Origin of the sequence: Citrobacter sp. MGH104 (assembly GCF_001034485.1) — a bacterium.
In the GTDB taxonomy this organism is placed as follows: domain Bacteria; phylum Pseudomonadota; class Gammaproteobacteria; order Enterobacterales; family Enterobacteriaceae; genus Citrobacter; species Citrobacter freundii.
Window position 1 is genome coordinate 3,446,218 of record NZ_KQ089818.1, and the last position, 16,782, is coordinate 3,462,999.

Genomic DNA, 16,782 nt, shown 5'->3' on the forward strand with positions numbered 1-16,782 from the left:
GCTTACCCGGCCTACGAAATCGGTGTAAATTAGAACTTCAACGACCCCTGCATATACAGCGTGCGCGGCTGGCCTGCGTAGATGCCTTTGTTGTTGTCGTCGTAAGAGCGGGTGAAGTACGCCTGGTCGAAGATATTTTTCACGCCGAACGCAAGGTTCAGGTCTGCCATCTGCGGACCAAAGTCATAGGCGACGCGTGCGCCCCAGAGCATGAAGCCCGGGATGCGGCCGGTGCTGCCGTCGGCACTCTCTTTAACGGTGTTGGCGTTATCCGCAAACTGGCTGGACTGGAAATCACTGTTCAGGTTGAACGTCCAGCTACCCGGTTTATAGTCCACGCCCAATGTGCCTTTGTGTTTCGGCGAGAACGGCACCTGGTTGCCGTAGGTGTCGCCTTTCTCGCGGATCTCGGCGTTCACATACGCATAGCTTGCGTAGACCGAAACGTTGTCGAGCGTTGGCGTCAGCGTGCCGAGGTCATAGCGGGCCTGGGTTTCCAGCCCGGTATGGCGCGTTTTACCCCGTGCGGTTACGGTGTCGTTGGTCTGGTTGGAGTCGTACTGATTATTAAAGTTAATCAGGAACAGCCCCATTTCCGCGGTCAGCGCGCCATCGTCGTATCGGGTTCCGAGCTCCCAGGTTCGCGCTTTTTCCGGTTCCACATTGCCGCTTTGCACAGCCTTGCCAATTTGGCTGTACTGTACGGTGCCGAATGAGCCTTCAGTGTTTGCATAAAGATTCCAGCTATCAGTCAGGTGATAAAGCACGTTTAGCGCCGGAAGTGGGGCGTTGTAACTCACTTCTTCATGTGTGCCTTTGATGGCGTTGTTCTGGTATGACTCGATATGTTCAAAGCGCATACCCGGTGTGATAGTCCAGTTGCCAATGTCGATTTTGTCATCCAGATACCAGGCGTGCGCTTCGGTGCCGGAACGGGTGTCGCGATCGTATGGGCTAGCGCTGGACGGGAGTTGTCCGCTGCTGGTGGCGGTGTAGTAACGCATTTCATGCGTCGACTCGCTCACATAGCGATATCCCACTCCGACTTCGTGCGCGGAAGAGCCAAGCATAAAGCTCTGGCTGTAGCGCGGTTCAATGCCGCGTACCCAGTAGTTACGCGGTGAAAGGGTGATGCGTTTGCCCTGTTCCAGGTAGCCGCTACGCAGGGTTTCGGTGTAGAAGCCCTGAATATTGAATTTATGCTGGCTGTCCGGCTGGAACTGATAGCCGAGGCTTGCCAGCTTGCGGCGCCCCCAGAAGCGATCGTAAGGGCGCGTGGACTGCCAGCGGTCGGCGTTGTAATCCGCGCGCGACAGGCCGCCGGGCATGTCGGCTTCTCCGTCGTAGTATTGCAGCAGGCTGTTGAAAGTATGCACGTCATTCGGCGCATATTTGCTTTTCAGCATCAGGTCGTCGATGCGCGTCGCGCTGTGCTCGCGCCAGTCGCTGCCGCGCGTGCCGGAGTAAAGCAGGGCGGTACCAAAACCGTTATCCGCCGTGCCGCCCACCATCAGGTTGTGCGTCTCTTTTGGATTATTTTGTGAGGACGTTGGGCTGAGCTGGCCTTCCATGCCGGCTTCGATACCGAAGTCTTGCGGAATGGCGCGGGTGACAAAGTTCACCACGCCGCCCACGCTCTGCGGCCCGTAACGTACAGCACCGCCGCCGCGTACCACATCGATGGCGTCCATATTTCCGAGCGAAACAGGTGCCAGGGAAAGCTGCGGCTGGCCGTAAGGGGCAAACGGCACCGGAATACCGTCCATCAGTACCGTTGAACGGCTGGCCAGGCGCGGGTTCAGGCCGCGAATACCAAAGTTCATCGCCAGATCGTGGCTACCGGTACCGTTGTTTTCTGGGGCGGTAACGCCAGGAATGCGGTTCAGCACCTCGCGCATGGTCGTCGCGCCGGTTTTGGCGAAATCTTCACGGCGGATAACGTCACGCGCGCCGGCATGTTCGAATACGTCGTTTTCGCGCGCATCGCCCAGCCAGTCGCCCACAACCGTGAGCGCATCTTCCTGCGGCGCAGGAACCTGTTCGAGCGTCCAGCTGTTATTCCCTAACGGCTTCACCTGCAGGCCACTGCCCAGGAGCAGCTGCTGCAAACCACTCTCAACATCGTAGTCACCGTGAAGACCGTTACTCTGTTTGCCGCGCGTCAGGCTGGCATCAACAGACAGGGTAATTCCGCTGCGTGCGGCATATTGGTTTAGCGCTTTATCGAGTGAGCCTGGTGCAATATCAATCTGCGCGGCGAAAGCGGATAACGAGAGCCCAGCCAGCGGCAGCAGGCTCAGGCGAACGGCGTTAACCAAAGGTGTTGTTTTGCGAAAAACGCGTAAAGGCGTCATACCTTCTCCATCATCATTTTTGTTGTGTTCATCTATGAGTCGAATGAGAAGGGGGAAAAGGACAATCGAAATGAGAATTATTTTTCTTACAATGCAGAAATATTTACCCAGTATCGCGTAACTGACTGAATTTTCACTGGAAGAGTCTTGGCAATAATATCCAGAATCGCATCGGTATTTTTCAGCGGAAAAGTGCCACTCAGGCGTAACCCGGCCACAGCCGGATCGCAGCGCAGCACGCCGTTACGATAACGGCTCAGCGTGGCAATCACTTCATCCAAAGGTTTATCGCTGAAGCTCAGAATGCCCTGCGTCCAGGCGGCGCTTTCATCATCCGCAGAGGTAATTGCACCAAATTCAGACGCGCTAAACTGCAGGCTCTCGCCAGCGCTGACGATGCGTTTTTCCTGCGGACGGTTTGCGAGTAAAACTTCAACAGCGTGTTGTTGAACGACAACGCGTGTGACGTTGTCCTGCTGGTAGACGGTAAATTTTGTGCCTAATGCGGTGAGCTGGCCCTGGCGGGTCACAACGCGAAAAGGTCTCTGCTGCGCGTCTTTTGCAGTGGTAATAGCAATTTCGCCGTACCAGAGATGGACAGCGCGTTGACGTGTATCAAAACGAACGTCCGCGGCGCTTTGTGTGTTGAGCGTCAGCAGCGAGCCATCTTCCAGCCGCTGATGACTGACAGCGCCTTTGGCGGTGCGGTAATCCGCGCGCAGACCTTCACCGGCATCAGATTGCCAGAGCTGCCAGCCGCCGCCCACGCCGAGCAGCAGCAGTAGCCCTTTCATAACATGACGACGGGTAAGGCGCGTATCGTGCAGCGCCCGGCTGGCGATATCACCCGGTACGCGGCTGAGCTGGCTACGCAGGTTTTCAACCTGTTGCCAGGCCCACTGATGATCTTTGTCCTCTTCGTACCATTGTTGCCAGCGCGCCTCCTGCTGTGGGCTGACTCGTTCGCCGCTCAATACAGCATACCAGTGTGATGCCGAGCGCAATGCCTGGCGGCGAGAATCGGTGATAGAGGCATTCACAGGCCGTGCTCCAGACGAAACAGCAGACAATGCTCGATAGCCTTTGCCATATATTTTTTCACCGAGCTGACGGAGATACCGAGCTTCAGCGCGATCTCGCTGTATGTCAGACCATCCAGTTGCGAAAGCAGAAACGCTTCGCGTGTTTTTCCGTTCAGCCCGTCAAGCATGCTGTCGATGAGTTGCAGGGTTTCGAGCTGGCTCTCGCGTTCCTCGGGCGAAGGCGCGAGCGCCTCTGGCATAAGCGCCAGCATCTCCAGATAGGCTTTTTCCAGCGCGTTTCGACGAAACAGGTCGACCATCACCCGTTTAGCGAGAGTGCACAGAAAGGAGCGCGGATCGCGGATCGTCGAGAGCGAGCCGCTGCCCATTACCCGTAGAAAAGTGTCCTGGGCAATGTCATCTGCATCAAAGGCGGACTGGAGTTTGCGCGTCAGCCAGCTTTTCAGCCAGCCGTGATGTGCGCCATAAAGCGACTCGAGCGTAAAGGAAGCAGTGGTAGTGGCGTGGTCAGACATGCGGAATGTATCAAAAGTTAATTATCACGCGATTATAGTAATATGAGAATGGTTATCATTACAATTGGAAATATAATTGTATTACGTTGAACGTATTAACGCATTGTTTTTTATAAAAATCTTATGATGTGGATATTGGATGGGAAAGAGGCGTCTGATTTGGCATGTGATGGTTGGAATGACATCTGACCATGCCTGTTGTGAGTGAGAATCGGACACCTCACTTCCTGTCACCAGTGGCGGAAACCTTGCTCATGCTGCTGGTGTTAGCGTTTATCTGGATGATGCGGGCACTAAAACGACGGGCGTTATTCGTCGTGATCAGCCCAGAACTATTGATATGGAACCTCGGAACGGCAAGCGCCTGGAACAAATACCTGCGGTCATTATGAATGAAGTGTTGGCCAGACTGAGCTGGGGCTTTGATATGCGCAATGAGCAATAGCATAAAAGCAAAAAGCCTGCTTAGTTTCCTAAGCAGGCTTCTTAAATATGGCTCCTCTGACTGGACTCGAACCAGTGACATACGGATTAACAGTCCGCCGTTCTACCGACTGAACTACAGAGGAATCGTTTGAACGAGGCGCATATTAGCGAGGGTGGTGAGGCTTGTCAAAGGGGTAAATACATTTGTGTGTTCGTTTGCTGACAAAATCAGCAAAGCGGCGATCTTTCCGTCTTTTTATGCTTTTGCCCCATTCTGGTGCGTGTCTACCTCTTCCAGGGCAGCCTGAATGAGATATTTAGGTGTGCAGAATGATCTTCCTTCGCTTTTACTCCTGACTTTGTGCGGCTTTAACCATAAAACACCGTTTTAGACGAAAGTGGCAAGTATCTTGCAATCCTGAATTCAATGACTGCCAGCACGGGTTCTGGTATTCCGACAGGAGGCAAAATGAACTTTAGACGACTGAAATATTTCGTGAAAATCGTCGATATTGGTAGCCTGACCCAGGCAGCGGAAGTATTGCACATTGCGCAACCCGCGCTGAGCCAGCAGGTCGCCACGCTGGAAGGTGAGCTTGATCAGCAATTGCTGATTCGTACCAAGCGTGGCGTCACGCCGACGGAAGCAGGAAAAGTGTTATATACCCACGCCCGGACGATTTTACGTCAGTGTGAACAGGCGCAACTTGCGGTTAATAACGTGGGACAGACCTTGACAGGCCAGGTCTCTATCGGCCTTGCGCCGGGGACAGCAGCGTCATCCATTACCATGCCGTTATTACAGACGCTACGTGCCGAACTGCCCGATGTGCAGGTTTATCTGCATGAAAATAGTGGGGCAGTGCTGAATGACAAGCTGCTCAGCGGGCAATTAGATATGGCAGTGCTCTATGAGCGTTCACCCGTGGCGGGCATCAGCAGTCAACCGTTGCTTAAAGAGGATCTGTATCTGGTCGGCACGCGTGAGTGCCCGGGGCAAAGCGTCGATTTAGCCGCGGTGGCGCAGATGAATTTGTTCTTGCCACGGGATTACAGCGCGGTTCGCCTGCGCGTGGATGAAGCTTTTTCGCTACGTCGCTTAACGGCTAAAGTGATTGGCGAAATTGAATCTATCTCCACCCTGACGGCCGCCATTGCCAGTGGTATGGGCGTCACAGTGTTGCCCGAGTCGGCCGCCCGTTCATTATGCAATGCAGCGAACGGCTGGATGGCGCGCATCACAACCCCATCGATGAATCTGCCATTATCGTTGAACGTATCAGCCAGAGGGAGCTTGTCGCCCCAGGCGCAGGCAGTGAAGGAGATCCTGCTATCGCTGGTTAGCCGTCCGGCGCTGGAAAATCGCGAACTGCAGCTGGTCAGCTAAACCTTATTCCCGCGAGGAATAAGATGCAGGTTTTTATTATTTGTTATGCCGGGCATCAGACTTTAACAATAGCGTAATGTCTGATGTGCCCGGAGTGAAACGTGAATTTCCAGCAACTCAAAATAATCCGCGAGGCGGCCCGTCAGGATTACAACCTGACGGAGGTCGCGAATATACTGTACACCTCGCAGTCGGGCGTCAGCCGACACATTCGTGAACTTGAAGATGAACTTGGCATCGAAATTTTTATCCGTCGCGGTAAACGCCTGTTGGGCATGACTGAACCGGGTAAAGCCTTGCTGATCATTGCCGAACGTATTCTGAATGAGGCCAGCAATGTTCGTCGACTGGCGGATCTGTTTACCAATGATACGTCCGGCGTTTTGACGATTGCCACCACGCATACGCAGGCACGCTATAGCTTGCCTGCGGTGATAAAAGCCTTTCGTGAGCTGTTCCCTGAGGTGCGTCTGGAACTTATTCAGGGCACACCACAGGAGATTGATGTCCTGCTACAAAATGGCGGGGCAGATATCGGAATTGCCAGTGAGCGGCTGAGCAGCGATCCATTGTTGGTGGCTTTTCCCTGGTTTCGTTGGCACCACAGCCTGCTTGTTCCTCAGGACCATCCATTAGTGAAGGCTTCTCCGCTAACGCTGGAGTCCATCGCTCACTGGCCGTTAATTACCTATCGTCAGGGGATTACAGGGCGTTCCCGCATCGATGAGGCGTTTGCTCGCAAGGGGCTGATACCTGATATTATTCTCAGTGCCCAGGACTCGGATGTGATTAAAACTTACGTGTCACTGGGATTGGGGATTGGGCTGGTGGCAGAGCAATCCAGCGGCGAGCAGGAAGAGGGGACGTTAACCCGTCTGGATACCCGGCATTTGTTTGATGCAAATACCGTTTGGCTAGGGCTTAAACGCGGACAACTGCAGCGCAACTACGTCTGGCGATTCATCGAGCTATGCAACGCAGGGTTATCCGTCGATGAAATTAAGCGTCAGGCGATGGAGCCAGATGAAGCGGTGATTGATTATCAGATTTAACAATAAAAGCCCGTGAGAAACGGGCTTCTATCGTCGCCAGTATGGAAAAGCCTGGGTGTGAAGTGAAGCGCTCTACCTGGCTAATGGGATCGCAGAAAAGCAAAAAGCCTGCTTAGTTTCCTGAGCAGGCTTCTTAAATATGGCTCCTCTGACTGGACTCGAACCAGTGACATACGGATTAACAGTCCGCCGTTCTACCGACTGAACTACAGAGGAATCGTTTGAACGAGGCGAATATTAGCGATGCCGCTCAGCGTTGTCAAAGCCTGAATGGATAAATGCGATCGTTTGCTGAAATATTCCTCATTTCGCCGATTATTCAGACGCAACCGGTTGTTTTATGCACTTTTCGCGTTCGGGGCGTGGGTATTTCCACAACCAGCGGCCTGTGACCATACGCCAGTAAAATAACGCGGCGCGCACGGCCCAGTCGAAGAACATACCTAACCAAACGCCGACAACTCCCCATCCTAATACGATACCCAGAGTGTAGCCCGCGACTACGCGGCAGCCCCACATGCCCAGCATCGATACCCACATAGCAAAACGTGCATCTCGCGCACCTTTAAAGCCCGCTGGTAACACCCAGGAGGCTGCCCATATCGGCATAAATGCTGCGTTGAGCCAAATCAGGATGACTATGACCTCTTTTACATCCTGATCGTGGGTATAAAATGAGGCCATCACCCCGGCGAAAGGTGCGGTTAGCCAGGCAATTGCCGTTAGCCCAATCGTCGACAGCCAGAACACATGCCGTAGCTGGATTTCAGCCTGGGCAATCTGGCCATTTCCCAGACGCCTGCCGGTAATGATTGTCGACGCGGAACCTAAAGCATTCCCCGGTAAATTGATAAGCGCGGCGATAGAAAATGCAATAAAGTTCCCGGCGATAACGCTGGTTCCCATGCCTGAAACAAACATCTGCGTCAAAAGTTTACCGCCGTTGAACAGCACCGACTCGATACTTGCCGGAATGCCGATCCCCATCACTTCCCATATAATGGCGAGATTGAGTGGCTTAAAATAGCTTTTGAAGGGAATTCGCAGCGCGGGGTTAAAACCAATCATCAGTACCCAGATGATGGCAATCGCCCCGATGTAGCGCGAAATGGTCAGTCCCAGGCCTGCTCCCACAAATCCCAGACCTTGCCAGGAAAAGATCCCGTAAATCAGGATGCTACTGATGATGATATTCAGGATGTTCATACCGCCGTTTATCAACAACGGTATTTTAGTATTTCCGGCTCCACGTAGTGCGCCACTGCCGATCAGCGCAATGGCTGCCGCCGGGTAGCTGAGCACCGTCAGCCCCAGATAGGTAAGTGCCAAAGCTTTAACGTCTGGCGTTGCTTCACCTGCAACAACGTCAATAATCTGTTGACCAAAATAGTGAATGACCGCTGCCAGCACGGTAGCAAAAATTGTCATGATCACCAGCGATTGTCTGGCTGCGGCTCTGGCCCGTCGACGATCTCGTTTCCCGAGGCTAAATGCTACAACTACGGTGGTACCCAGATCGATGGCGGCGAAAAATGCCATGATGACCATATTAAAACTGTCGGCGAGTCCGACACCGGCCATTGCTTCTTTTCCCAACCAACTTACCAGGAAGGTACTCAGAACACCCATCAATAGCACACAGGTGTTTTCCAGGAAAATGGGGACAGCCAGCGGAGTGATTTCGCGCCAAAAGAGAACCTTATAACTCTTGCGTTTGGCATACCAGGGCGTGCGGGAAGCGACCTGGCGTAAGGCAGCGGAGACGTTCAAAGTGGACCTTAACGAAGAAAGTTGAAACCTCATTTCAAATGATGAGGGAGAATCAAAAAAGCTGCAAAGTTTTTTCTATTTAAAATGTCTGTAAATGCAACAAACTGTCGAGAGAAGCATCAATTGATTCGCATTCGAAGAAATGAGGTTTGACAAAAATTTTTTCGCCGCTAAGATAAGCCTCCACAACGATTCCTCTGTAGTTCAGTCGGTAGAACGGCGGACTGTTAATCCGTATGTCACTGGTTCGAGTCCAGTCAGAGGAGCCATATTTAAGAAGCCTGCTTAGGAAACTAAGCAGGCTTTTTGTTTTCAACGCATCAAATTGGCATCAAATTTGACGCTGGCCTTTACCCTAATCAGGGGAGCAAGCAGCATAATCATGCCCAACATGGCGGCCATCCCGGTATATACAGCAGGAAAACCTGTGATTTCAGCCACCAGGCCTATAGGTGCAGGGGCCAGTAGCGTACCCAGATAACCGATCGTGGTGACGATGCTCATTCCCGTGTTGGTCGAGATATCAGGCTGGTTTCCCGCAGCGGAAAAAGCAATCGGTACCAGATTGGCTATGCCAATACCGGCAATAGCGAAGGCAACGGTGGCTTGCCAGGGATGACTAGCCATTGCGGCTGCCAGCAGCCCAATCCCAGCTAACAGACTGGATGAGCGCATCACGAGAATGGCATTAAAGCGGTTACGAATGAAGTCTCCCATGAAGCGAAAGATTGCCATTGTTCCCGCAAAGCAGGCAAAGGAAAGGCTTGCCGTTTCTGTAGTCGCATTGAGATTTTTCAATAAATAACGTGACGACCAGTCCACAACAGCACATTCCGGGATCATGGCGAGCAGGGCAATAACGCCTATAAAGTAGATCGTGCATGAGCGATGTGGCTGCTTTCCTTTGATTAACCGTTTTATTTTTATCGATTTATCTTTGATGATATGTGGATATACCGACAGCGTGATCGCTAAGGAAATAGCACTAATTAAAAACAGGTGCATGAGAAAGCCGAATTGCTTAACCAGATACCCCCCAATAAGACCTGAAATGAAAAGCCCAATGCTCCAGAAACAGTGGCATGAAGATAACACCGTGCGTGACAGTGCTTTTTCGACTGCCACGGCATTCGAGTTCATTGCGACGTTCATTGCTCCAATCATAGCACCCAGCAAAAATAGCACTGGTGCTAACCAGTAGATATCAGGTGCGAATCCAACAGGAATAAGGGCGACGGATGCCGCAATGGAAAAAATGCGCACGACACGCTGTGAGCCGTATTTTTCCATGGCCATGCCGGACATCGGCATCATAAATAATGCGCCAAGCCCGAAAATCAATATCAGGTGGCCAATTACTTTATCAGTAATGTGAAAGCGTGAAACCAGTTGGGCAATTTGTACTGCCCAGGCACCGGTTACAAACCCATTCACTGAAAATAATGTTGTAACAGCCCAGCGCCCTTTTTGCGCGACTTCCATTAGTGATCCTTTTAATTCTACTCTGATGCCTGAGACATATCTTTTTTATCGATGATCAAAATGTGGTCCGGACAAAATGAAATCGCGGTGTTTCCGTCCAGTCGTGATATGACCTCAACACCGGTAAAGTCTGGAATAGCAAGTCTGGCACCACATGGAATCAATTCAACGCCACCGATGCCAACGCAAAACGCGCCAGCGGCAACTGCGGACGTTACGCCACTTTTAGAATCTTCAAAGACGATTGTTTTCTCCGCAGGAAGATCAAGACGTTCGGCTGCGAGAAGATACGGGTCAGGGAAGGGTTTTCCCCGGGAGACGTCATCGCGTTCAACAATAACGGAAATGCAAGACTGAACCTGAAGCATCGCCGTCACACGGTCGATTTTCTCACGCCAGCCACTGGTTACAATACCAACCCGGACGCCTGCTGCATCCAGCGCAGTGATAAGCTCAGAGACACCGGGAATAGGGTTGTAGGAAGCCGTGTTTTCGACATGAATAATATGAGCCTGAACTTTTTGCTGATCCACGAGCGGTAGGTCACTGAACAGTGCCCTAATAGTATGTGGACCAGGTTGCCCGTGGATATGTTTGATAATCTCGTCTTCAGATATTGTCTTACCATACATATCTGCTGCTTCGCGCCAGGCTCTTTCTATAACCTCATTTGAATCAATAAGCACACCATCCATGTCAAATAACACGGCGGCAGCTCTGTTGGTGATATTATGCATACTCGGTTTCCTTATTATTAGTTTGACTCGTTTGACTTAGTCTGGACGCGACGGCAATTTGTCCTAAAGAGATCCCTCCATCATTAGTGGGTACAAGTTGATGGCAGTAAGCTTCAAATCCTGCCGCGTGTAATCGGTCAAGAGCATTGATGAGAAGAAACTCATTACAAAAAACCCCGCCGCTTAATACCACTTGCCGTGTTTTTGCGTGCACAGACAAACGGATACAGACCGCGGTAATAATCTCTACGATGGTCGAATGAAAGCGTCGGCTTAACTCAGGTAAATCGAGAGGCCGTGTTGTCAGTGCTGAAATCAGTTCGTGGACCAACGGGCGATAATCCACTTCGAGATGGCCTTCTGATTCCACAATCGAGAAGGCAAAAGGTTGTGCCATATGAAGATCGCATTGCAACAACGCTTCTAATTCAATGGCGGCCTGCGCTTCGTATTCAATATGCGTACAAATACCCATTAATGCGGAGATGCCATCGAAAAGTCGACCGATGCTGCTGGTTACAGGCGTGTTGATCCTGCGCATAGCCATTTTGGCGAAGACGTCACGCTGTTGAGCCGGCAACGTGCTTAGACCTGGAATTGAGGATTCAGGAATATGCTCGCCGAAAATTTCTGTTAATAGCGAAATAGCGATCCGGATGGGTTCTTTACCCGCGCTGTCACCGCCTGGTAAAGCGATGTGGCGCAGATGTGCTGCACGTTCAACGCTTCTGGTATCCCCCACAAGAAATTCGCCACCCCAGATTGTGCCATCAGTGCCGTAACCCGTACCGTCGAATACTACGCCAATTGTTTTTCCTCTGAGTCCGTTCTCGGCCATACACGCAGCCATATGCGCATGATGATGCTGTACCTGAATAACCCGCAGCTGCGATTGCTCCAGCGCATTGCGCGTTGAGCGAAATGCCGGATGAAGGTCACAGGCCACAATCGTTGGCTCAATATCGAGGAGCTTTTGCAGGTGATTGACGCACGCAAGGTGTGATTTAAACGTAAGGTCATTTTTGAGATCGCCAATGTGTTGACTCATAAACACCTTATTACCTTTAGCAATGCTAACGGTGGTTTTCAGTTCCGCCCCGAGAGCGATGATCGGATCAACGTTGAAAGGAAGGTGGACAGGATAGGGGGCATAACCTCGTGAACGTCGCAGGAATGAAAGGTGGTTACGATGAGCCATAACGCGGACCACTGAATCATCGATACGCGTGTGAATATCACGATCGTTAAGAATAAAATAGTCCGCGATTTCGCCCAACTGCGCAATTGCACTCACATTATCAAATACGATAGGGTGGCCTGAAAGATTGCCGCTGGTCATCACCAGCGCTGGCATTGTGGCATCTTCTAGCATTAAATACTGAAGCGGCGTTGATGGCAGCATGACGCCAATATTCGGATTATGCGGTGCGATGATTTCCGGCATCGTACTGCGGCGTTTACGCAGCAGTACGATGGGGCGCTCTACACTTTCCAGGTGTTTTCTTTCCTGAGCGTTGACGTGGACTATTTGTGCCGCGTTGTCCGCGTCCCTTACCATAATGGCAAAAGGTTTTGCATCTCTACGTTTGCGTTGCCTCAGTTGCGAAACCGCATCTTCATTACTCGCATCAACAACCAGATGAAAACCGCCAAGGCTTTTAATCGCAATAATCGCCCCTTCGTGTAGCCTTGCTATGGCAAATTTGACGATATCATCTGTTATTACGGTCTCGCCATTACGCGACCTCAGATCCAGTTTTGGTCCGCATGCGGGGCAGGCATTGGGTTGCGCGTGATAACGACGATTATCGAGATCGTCATACTCATGCTGACAGGCCGGGCACATTGCAAAGGCTTGCATTGTTGTTTGTGAACGGTCATAGGGCATTGCCTGGATAATTGAATATCGCGGCCCGCAGTTTGTGCAATTAATAAAAGCGTACCGATAGCGCGGGTTCTGCGGATCAAACATTTCGTTCAGACAATCCTGACAGACGTTTGAGTCTGGCGGGATAATGGTATCCATCTTCGCAAGCTGACGGCTTTTACGGATACTAAACTCTGCGTAACGTTGATCCGAATTTTCTCGCGGTACCTCCACAATACCATTTATGCGGGCCATTGGCGGCGGGTTAGATGCCAGCTCATCAATAAGCTGCGCGATATTGTCTGATGTAGCCTGTAGTTCCAGTAACACGCCTTCGGAATCATTGAGAACCCAGCCGGTCGCGGCAAAGGTGCGAGCCAGTCGATGGACAAAAGGACGAAACCCGACTCCCTGGACAATTCCGCAAATGCGGTAACGTCGGGTTTCCAGAGCGCCGCCTTGCTCAGCAGAGTCGTGGCAATTCTGCACCATAGAGCTCCTCTATTGTCGATACGGTTCCATCCTGCTCAAGCATGCTGACTCTCACTTCTGGCGTTGCTAATACCTCGCCAATAATGGCGGCTTTTTGGCCAAGTGGGTGCGTCTTTAATAGTCTGAGCACGTCTTCTGCGCTGTCTGGTTCGACAAACAGGCAAAGGCATCCCTCGTTTGCAAGATTGATGACATCGACGCCCAGCATATTTGCCGCCATCGCCGTTTCAGGCTGGATGGGTAAAGATTGCCGTTCGCAGCGCATTTCATGCTTTGCTGCACGGGCATGTTCATGGAGTACCGCGGAAAGTCCACCGCGAGTGACATCTCTCATCGAGGCAATTTTCCCGGCAGGAACGGCATCGATAAGCTGGTGAATCATCGCGTTGAGAGGGGCGCAGTCGCTGAGAATATTTCGTTCAAACCCCAGACCTTCACGCAGAGATAACAAATGAATGGAGTGATTCCCAATAAAACCACTGAGGATGATTTTTTGTCCTGGGCGCACGTTTTTGATTGAGACGGGGGCGCGCTCAATAACGCCGACGCCTGCTGTATTGATGAACAAGCGATCTGCCTCACCCTTGCCGACAACTTTCGTGTCTCCGGCAACAATTTTGACGTCCGCAGCAATGGCTGTATCGCGAACTGACTCAATAATGGCGCTCAGTTCAGATATGGGCATACCGTCTTCAATAATGAGACTCAGCGTCAGATACAGCGGACGTGCGCCACTTACCGCAAGATCGTTAACGGTACCGCATACGGCAATTTTACCGATATCCCCATTGCCAAAGATCAGCGGAGTGACAACAAAAGAATCTGTAGTAAATGCAATTTGTCGGGACGGTAACTCCAGTAACGCGCTGTCTTCCATGGTTCCCAGATAAGTATCGCCCAAAATTTCCGCAATTAATTCGACCAGTTCCCTGCTCAGGCGAGCGCCCGTGCCATGGTCCAGAACGACGGTATCTGTTGGTTTCATTGCTTGTGTTAATGGACTTTTCATGCGGTTTTCCTTTCGTTGCGCTCAGGAAGATCGTCATGTTTTGCTAGCAGCGATAAAATCTCAGCCGAGGGGGCAACGGTTGCGCAATAGCTGGCAAGCCACTCTAAGGCGCGAGTGGTATCATCGGCAGAAGGGGCAAATACGCAATCTTCCGGCACCCAAACATTGTATCCGCGGAAAAATGCATCTGCGGCCGTGGTTTGTACGCAAACATGCGTTTGTAAGCCGGTCACGATGACCGTTTTTACACCCAGTTTTTGCAGTGTTTCATCAAGATTATTATTAAAGAAACCGCTATCTCTGCCTTTTACTACGATGAGATCGGAGGGGGCGCAAATACTGTCGATTATTCGGTTTTCAGGTCGTCCTGCGAGGGCGGGAATACCTGCATCGCGATTTTTATAGCGCCGTTGTACTGCGGGATCGGCAGGATCATTTATTAACTGCAAATGGATGACTGCCTGGTTTTGATTTCTGATGCCGTCAAGAAACTGATTAAATGCAGTCAATTTTTGTTCTAATTCCTGAGTCGAATGGGTTATTTTATATGTAAATTCATATTGCAGATCATTTGTTAACACAGCTACATTTGGCATATTTATATTCTTTTATCATTAAAATAATGGGCGTAATTTTTTTTGCGATTTCTCTATGGAGAGTTATGTTTATTTATTGCCATGCTTTGCTATCATGTGCTTATTATAGGTATTTGTATAATTCCATTTTTTTCAAGGTTCGATAAATGAAAGGAATAGATATGAAATTGCTGCGTGCCTTTGTTACGTTGGCGATAAAAGGAAGTTATAGCAATGCTGCAAAGGAACTTTTCCTGACTCAGCCAGCACTGTCAAAGCAGATACAAACGCTAGAGCATTTGACCGGTGGTGAGCTTTTTTTGCGCGGACGCCATGGCGCGAGTTTGACAGTATTTGGTCAACAGATTTTTTCAAAAGCCAATGAACTTTTACAATCCCATATTGAATTTCTAAACTATGCGAAAGAAATAAATACCAGAAATCGTGAAAAGTTATTTATGGGATTTGGTCTTTCCTCTTTTCAGCAAGTACCTAAGTGGATAAATCAATTCCATCAGCAATTTTCCGAGTGTGAAGTGGTTATTAATCATCTTCCCTCCAGCGCTCAGATGAAAATGTTGTTGGAAGGACGCTTGCATATCGGTTTTGTCCGGATGCCGGTCAGTAAAGGCCTGGCTTCATATATTTTTTATGAGGAAACGCTGGCTCTTGCTGTTCCGATGGAGGGTTATATGGAAAGCATGACTATTCAGAGTGCGCTATCGGCATATCCCTTACTCCAGTTGGATCCATCAACCAGCCCATGTCTTGCGGAACAAACCTCACTCTTTCTACAAAGCATCCAACTTAGCGCTGAACCGGTCTCTGTAACAAATGACATGACTACGCTATTGGCATTGGTTGCCGGGGGGAACGGAGTCGCCTTTTTACCCACAAGTGTCCGGCATTTTTTGCCTGCCGAAGCGAGACTATTGATGCTCGCTGAAAAACAAATTCGCTGGAACATTGGTGTGGCATGGAATCCCAAAATTAAAAACCATCGGCGGGACGATTTCTTGCGCCTGGTGATGGCCGGGGAGGCCGATATCGTCATGTAGCCGTTATACGCCCTGACGAGAAGGTAACGGCCACGCATTGATGCCTGACGTGTAAACCGCTTTGGGCATAAATGAAATAGGATTTCAGTACTATGCTTAAGCAATAGCGCAGGGAAATGGTTATAAGAGCAGCACTGACTGGGGTTTTCGCTTAAAAAATCGAGGGTTAAAGTTGAAAGAGCGTGAGTAACTCGCTCATACTCTATACTCGCAGAGTTACCCGGCGTAGCATGGCAAAACGCTTGGGCTGTTAATGAAAAAAGGAAAACGTCGTGGCAGAAGAAACTATATTCAGCAAAATTATTCGTCGTGAAATTCCGTCGGATATCGTATACCAGGATGAACTGGTCACTGCGTTTCGTGATATTTCCCCTCAGGCACCTACGCATATTCTGATCATTCCTAACATCCTGATCCCAACCGTCAACGATGTGACGGCTGAACATGAACAGGCATTGGGCCGCATGATCACCGTTGCAGCGAAAATTGCTGAGCAGGAAGGCATTGCTGCAGATGGGTACCGCTTAATCATGAACACCAACCGCCACGGGGGTCAGGAGGTGTATCACATTCATATGCACCTGCTGGGTGGCCGTGCGCTTGGCCCAATGCTCGCGCATAAAGGTCTGTAGGCATGATCAGAGGATGCATTGCACTTTCACTGGGCTTGCTGCTACTGGCGGGTTGTCGAACACACCCAGAAATTCCGGTAAGTGATGAACAGTCGCTGGTGATGGAGTCAACGATTCTGGCGGCAGGTATAACAGCAGAACAGCCCACGTTAACCACGTCTGATATTCAGGCCTCGGCATCCTCGCGACTCTATAACGAAAGACAAGAACCCGTCACCGTTCATTATCGGTTTTACTGGTATGACGCCAGAGGACTGGAAATGCATCCTCTAGAAGCGCCACGCAGTGTGACTATTCCGGCTCATTCGTCGGTGACGCTGTACGGCAGCGCCAATTTTCTGGGGGCGCACAAGGTTAGACTTTATCTTTATTTGTAAGGGGTG

At 50.7% G+C, this 16,782-nt stretch carries 15 protein-coding genes, 3 tRNA genes and 1 pseudogene; 7 read left to right on the top strand and 12 right to left on the bottom strand.

Translation table 11 applies throughout. The features are described 5' to 3' along the window. Window positions 1-29 precede the first annotated feature (29 nt). From fecA to fecI, 3 genes are all read right to left on the bottom strand, one after another. Window positions 30-2,354 carry a TonB-dependent Fe(3+) dicitrate receptor FecA gene (gene fecA / locus SK34_RS16185; protein WP_048233469.1) on the bottom strand — a complete coding sequence of 775 codons (2,325 nt, stop codon included), beginning with the start codon at window positions 2,352-2,354 and terminating at the stop codon, window positions 30-32. Between the two features lie 86 nt (window positions 2,355-2,440). Continuing rightward, the gene (gene fecR, locus SK34_RS16190; protein ID WP_048233471.1) at window positions 2,441-3,394 is read right to left on the bottom strand and encodes a ferric citrate uptake sigma factor regulator FecR; all 954 of its coding nucleotides are present in this window, start codon (window positions 3,392-3,394) and stop codon (window positions 2,441-2,443) included. Continuing rightward, a complete protein-coding gene (gene fecI, locus SK34_RS16195; protein WP_032949022.1) occupies window positions 3,391-3,912 on the bottom strand; it encodes a ferric citrate uptake sigma factor FecI in 522 nt (173 codons plus the stop codon). Before fecI ends, fecR begins: the two co-directional genes overlap by 4 nt. 223 nt (window positions 3,913-4,135) lie before the next feature. Here fecI and SK34_RS24065 point away from each other — a divergent pair. Next, window positions 4,136-4,357, top strand: a pseudogene (locus SK34_RS24065) (type II toxin-antitoxin system PemK/MazF family toxin); the annotation flags it as partial. A 48-nt stretch (window positions 4,358-4,405) separates the two neighbouring features. On the opposite strand, the gene SK34_RS16205 reads toward SK34_RS24065, so the two are convergent. Beyond that, window positions 4,406-4,481 (bottom strand) — tRNA-Asn (locus tag SK34_RS16205). Window positions 4,482-4,807: 326 nt separating this feature from the next. Here SK34_RS16205 and nac point away from each other — a divergent pair. Both nac and cbl read left to right on the top strand, forming a co-directional pair. Next, window positions 4,808-5,725, top strand: coding sequence for a nitrogen assimilation transcriptional regulator NAC (gene nac, locus SK34_RS16210; protein ID WP_003030855.1), 918 nt, complete (start codon window positions 4,808-4,810; stop codon window positions 5,723-5,725). Window positions 5,726-5,826: 101 nt separating this feature from the next. Then, window positions 5,827-6,777 carry an HTH-type transcriptional regulator Cbl gene (gene cbl / locus SK34_RS16215; RefSeq protein ID WP_003846751.1) on the top strand — a complete coding sequence of 317 codons (951 nt, stop codon included), beginning with the start codon at window positions 5,827-5,829 and terminating at the stop codon, window positions 6,775-6,777. A gap of 140 nt (window positions 6,778-6,917) precedes the next feature. Here the strand turns inward: cbl and SK34_RS16220 are convergent. From SK34_RS16220 to SK34_RS25195, 3 genes are all read right to left on the bottom strand, one after another. Further along, a tRNA-Asn gene (locus SK34_RS16220) sits at window positions 6,918-6,993 on the bottom strand. A 99-nt stretch (window positions 6,994-7,092) separates the two neighbouring features. After that, window positions 7,093-8,580 (bottom strand): EmmdR/YeeO family multidrug/toxin efflux MATE transporter, encoded by a 1,488-nt coding sequence (locus tag SK34_RS16225; protein WP_146252132.1) that lies wholly within the window; start codon window positions 8,578-8,580, stop codon window positions 7,093-7,095. Window positions 8,581-8,626: 46 nt separating this feature from the next. After that, the gene (locus SK34_RS25195) at window positions 8,627-8,734 is read right to left on the bottom strand and encodes a DUF5951 family protein (protein ID WP_219339467.1); all 108 of its coding nucleotides are present in this window, start codon (window positions 8,732-8,734) and stop codon (window positions 8,627-8,629) included. A gap of 6 nt (window positions 8,735-8,740) precedes the next feature. On the opposite strand from SK34_RS25195, the gene SK34_RS16230 reads away from it, so the two are divergent. Then, a tRNA-Asn gene (locus tag SK34_RS16230) sits at window positions 8,741-8,816 on the top strand. A gap of 43 nt (window positions 8,817-8,859) precedes the next feature. Here SK34_RS16230 and SK34_RS16235 read toward each other — a convergent pair. Genes SK34_RS16235 through SK34_RS16255 form a run of 5 tightly spaced genes read right to left on the bottom strand, consistent with a single transcriptional unit; the run spans window position 8,860 to window position 14,730 of the window. Further along, window positions 8,860-10,029, bottom strand: a complete 1,170-nt coding sequence (locus SK34_RS16235) for an MFS transporter (RefSeq protein ID WP_016149986.1) — start codon at window positions 10,027-10,029, stop codon at window positions 8,860-8,862. Window positions 10,030-10,046: 17 nt separating this feature from the next. Then, entirely contained in the window at window positions 10,047-10,766 is a 720-nt protein-coding gene (locus SK34_RS16240) for an HAD family hydrolase (RefSeq protein ID WP_016149987.1), read from the bottom strand. Next, window positions 10,759-13,125 (bottom strand): carbamoyltransferase HypF, encoded by a 2,367-nt coding sequence (hypF, locus tag SK34_RS16245; RefSeq protein ID WP_048233474.1) that lies wholly within the window; start codon window positions 13,123-13,125, stop codon window positions 10,759-10,761. Before hypF ends, SK34_RS16240 begins: the two co-directional genes overlap by 8 nt. Continuing rightward, on the bottom strand, window positions 13,097-14,134 hold the full coding sequence (hypE, locus tag SK34_RS16250) for a hydrogenase expression/formation protein HypE (RefSeq protein WP_003846740.1): 1,038 nt from the start codon (window positions 14,132-14,134) through the stop codon (window positions 13,097-13,099). The genes hypF and hypE overlap by 29 nt, the downstream gene beginning before the upstream one ends. After that, a complete protein-coding gene (locus tag SK34_RS16255) occupies window positions 14,131-14,730 on the bottom strand; it encodes a cysteine hydrolase family protein (RefSeq protein WP_016149989.1) in 600 nt (199 codons plus the stop codon). The genes hypE and SK34_RS16255 overlap by 4 nt, the downstream gene beginning before the upstream one ends. 161 nt (window positions 14,731-14,891) lie before the next feature. Here SK34_RS16255 and SK34_RS16260 point away from each other — a divergent pair, with 161 nt between their 5' ends. The 3 genes from SK34_RS16260 to SK34_RS16270 all read left to right on the top strand — a co-directional run bounded on the left by SK34_RS16260 (window position 14,892) and on the right by SK34_RS16270 (window position 16,776). Then, window positions 14,892-15,767: a LysR family transcriptional regulator gene (locus SK34_RS16260; protein WP_016149990.1), complete on the top strand. Its 876-nt coding sequence runs from the start codon at window positions 14,892-14,894 to the stop codon at window positions 15,765-15,767. A gap of 272 nt (window positions 15,768-16,039) precedes the next feature. Continuing rightward, window positions 16,040-16,399, top strand: coding sequence for a purine nucleoside phosphoramidase (gene hinT / locus SK34_RS16265; protein ID WP_003030826.1), 360 nt, complete (start codon window positions 16,040-16,042; stop codon window positions 16,397-16,399). Between the two features lie 2 nt (window positions 16,400-16,401). Next, window positions 16,402-16,776 (top strand): YcfL family putative periplasmic lipoprotein, encoded by a 375-nt coding sequence (locus tag SK34_RS16270; protein ID WP_003030823.1) that lies wholly within the window; start codon window positions 16,402-16,404, stop codon window positions 16,774-16,776. Window positions 16,777-16,782: the final 6 nt, after the last annotated feature.

Coding starts and splice junctions, on each gene's coding strand:
- fecA (WP_048233469.1), bottom strand. CDS start 2,354: ATGACGCCTTTACGCGTTTTTCGCAAAACAACACCTTTGGTTAACGCC.
- fecI (WP_032949022.1), bottom strand. CDS start 3,912: ATGTCTGACCACGCCACTACCACTGCTTCCTTTACGCTCGAGTCGCTT.
- nac (WP_003030855.1), top strand. CDS start 4,808: ATGAACTTTAGACGACTGAAATATTTCGTGAAAATCGTCGATATTGGT.
- SK34_RS16225 (WP_146252132.1), bottom strand. CDS start 8,580: ATGAGGTTTCAACTTTCTTCGTTAAGGTCCACTTTGAACGTCTCCGCT.
- SK34_RS16235 (WP_016149986.1), bottom strand. CDS start 10,029: ATGGAAGTCGCGCAAAAAGGGCGCTGGGCTGTTACAACATTATTTTCA.
- SK34_RS16240 (WP_016149987.1), bottom strand. CDS start 10,766: ATGCATAATATCACCAACAGAGCTGCCGCCGTGTTATTTGACATGGAT.
- hypF (WP_048233474.1), bottom strand. CDS start 13,125: ATGGTGCAGAATTGCCACGACTCTGCTGAGCAAGGCGGCGCTCTGGAA.
- hypE (WP_003846740.1), bottom strand. CDS start 14,134: ATGAAAAGTCCATTAACACAAGCAATGAAACCAACAGATACCGTCGTT.
- SK34_RS16255 (WP_016149989.1), bottom strand. CDS start 14,730: ATGCCAAATGTAGCTGTGTTAACAAATGATCTGCAATATGAATTTACA.
- SK34_RS16260 (WP_016149990.1), top strand. CDS start 14,892: ATGAAATTGCTGCGTGCCTTTGTTACGTTGGCGATAAAAGGAAGTTAT.
- SK34_RS16270 (WP_003030823.1), top strand. CDS start 16,402: ATGATCAGAGGATGCATTGCACTTTCACTGGGCTTGCTGCTACTGGCG.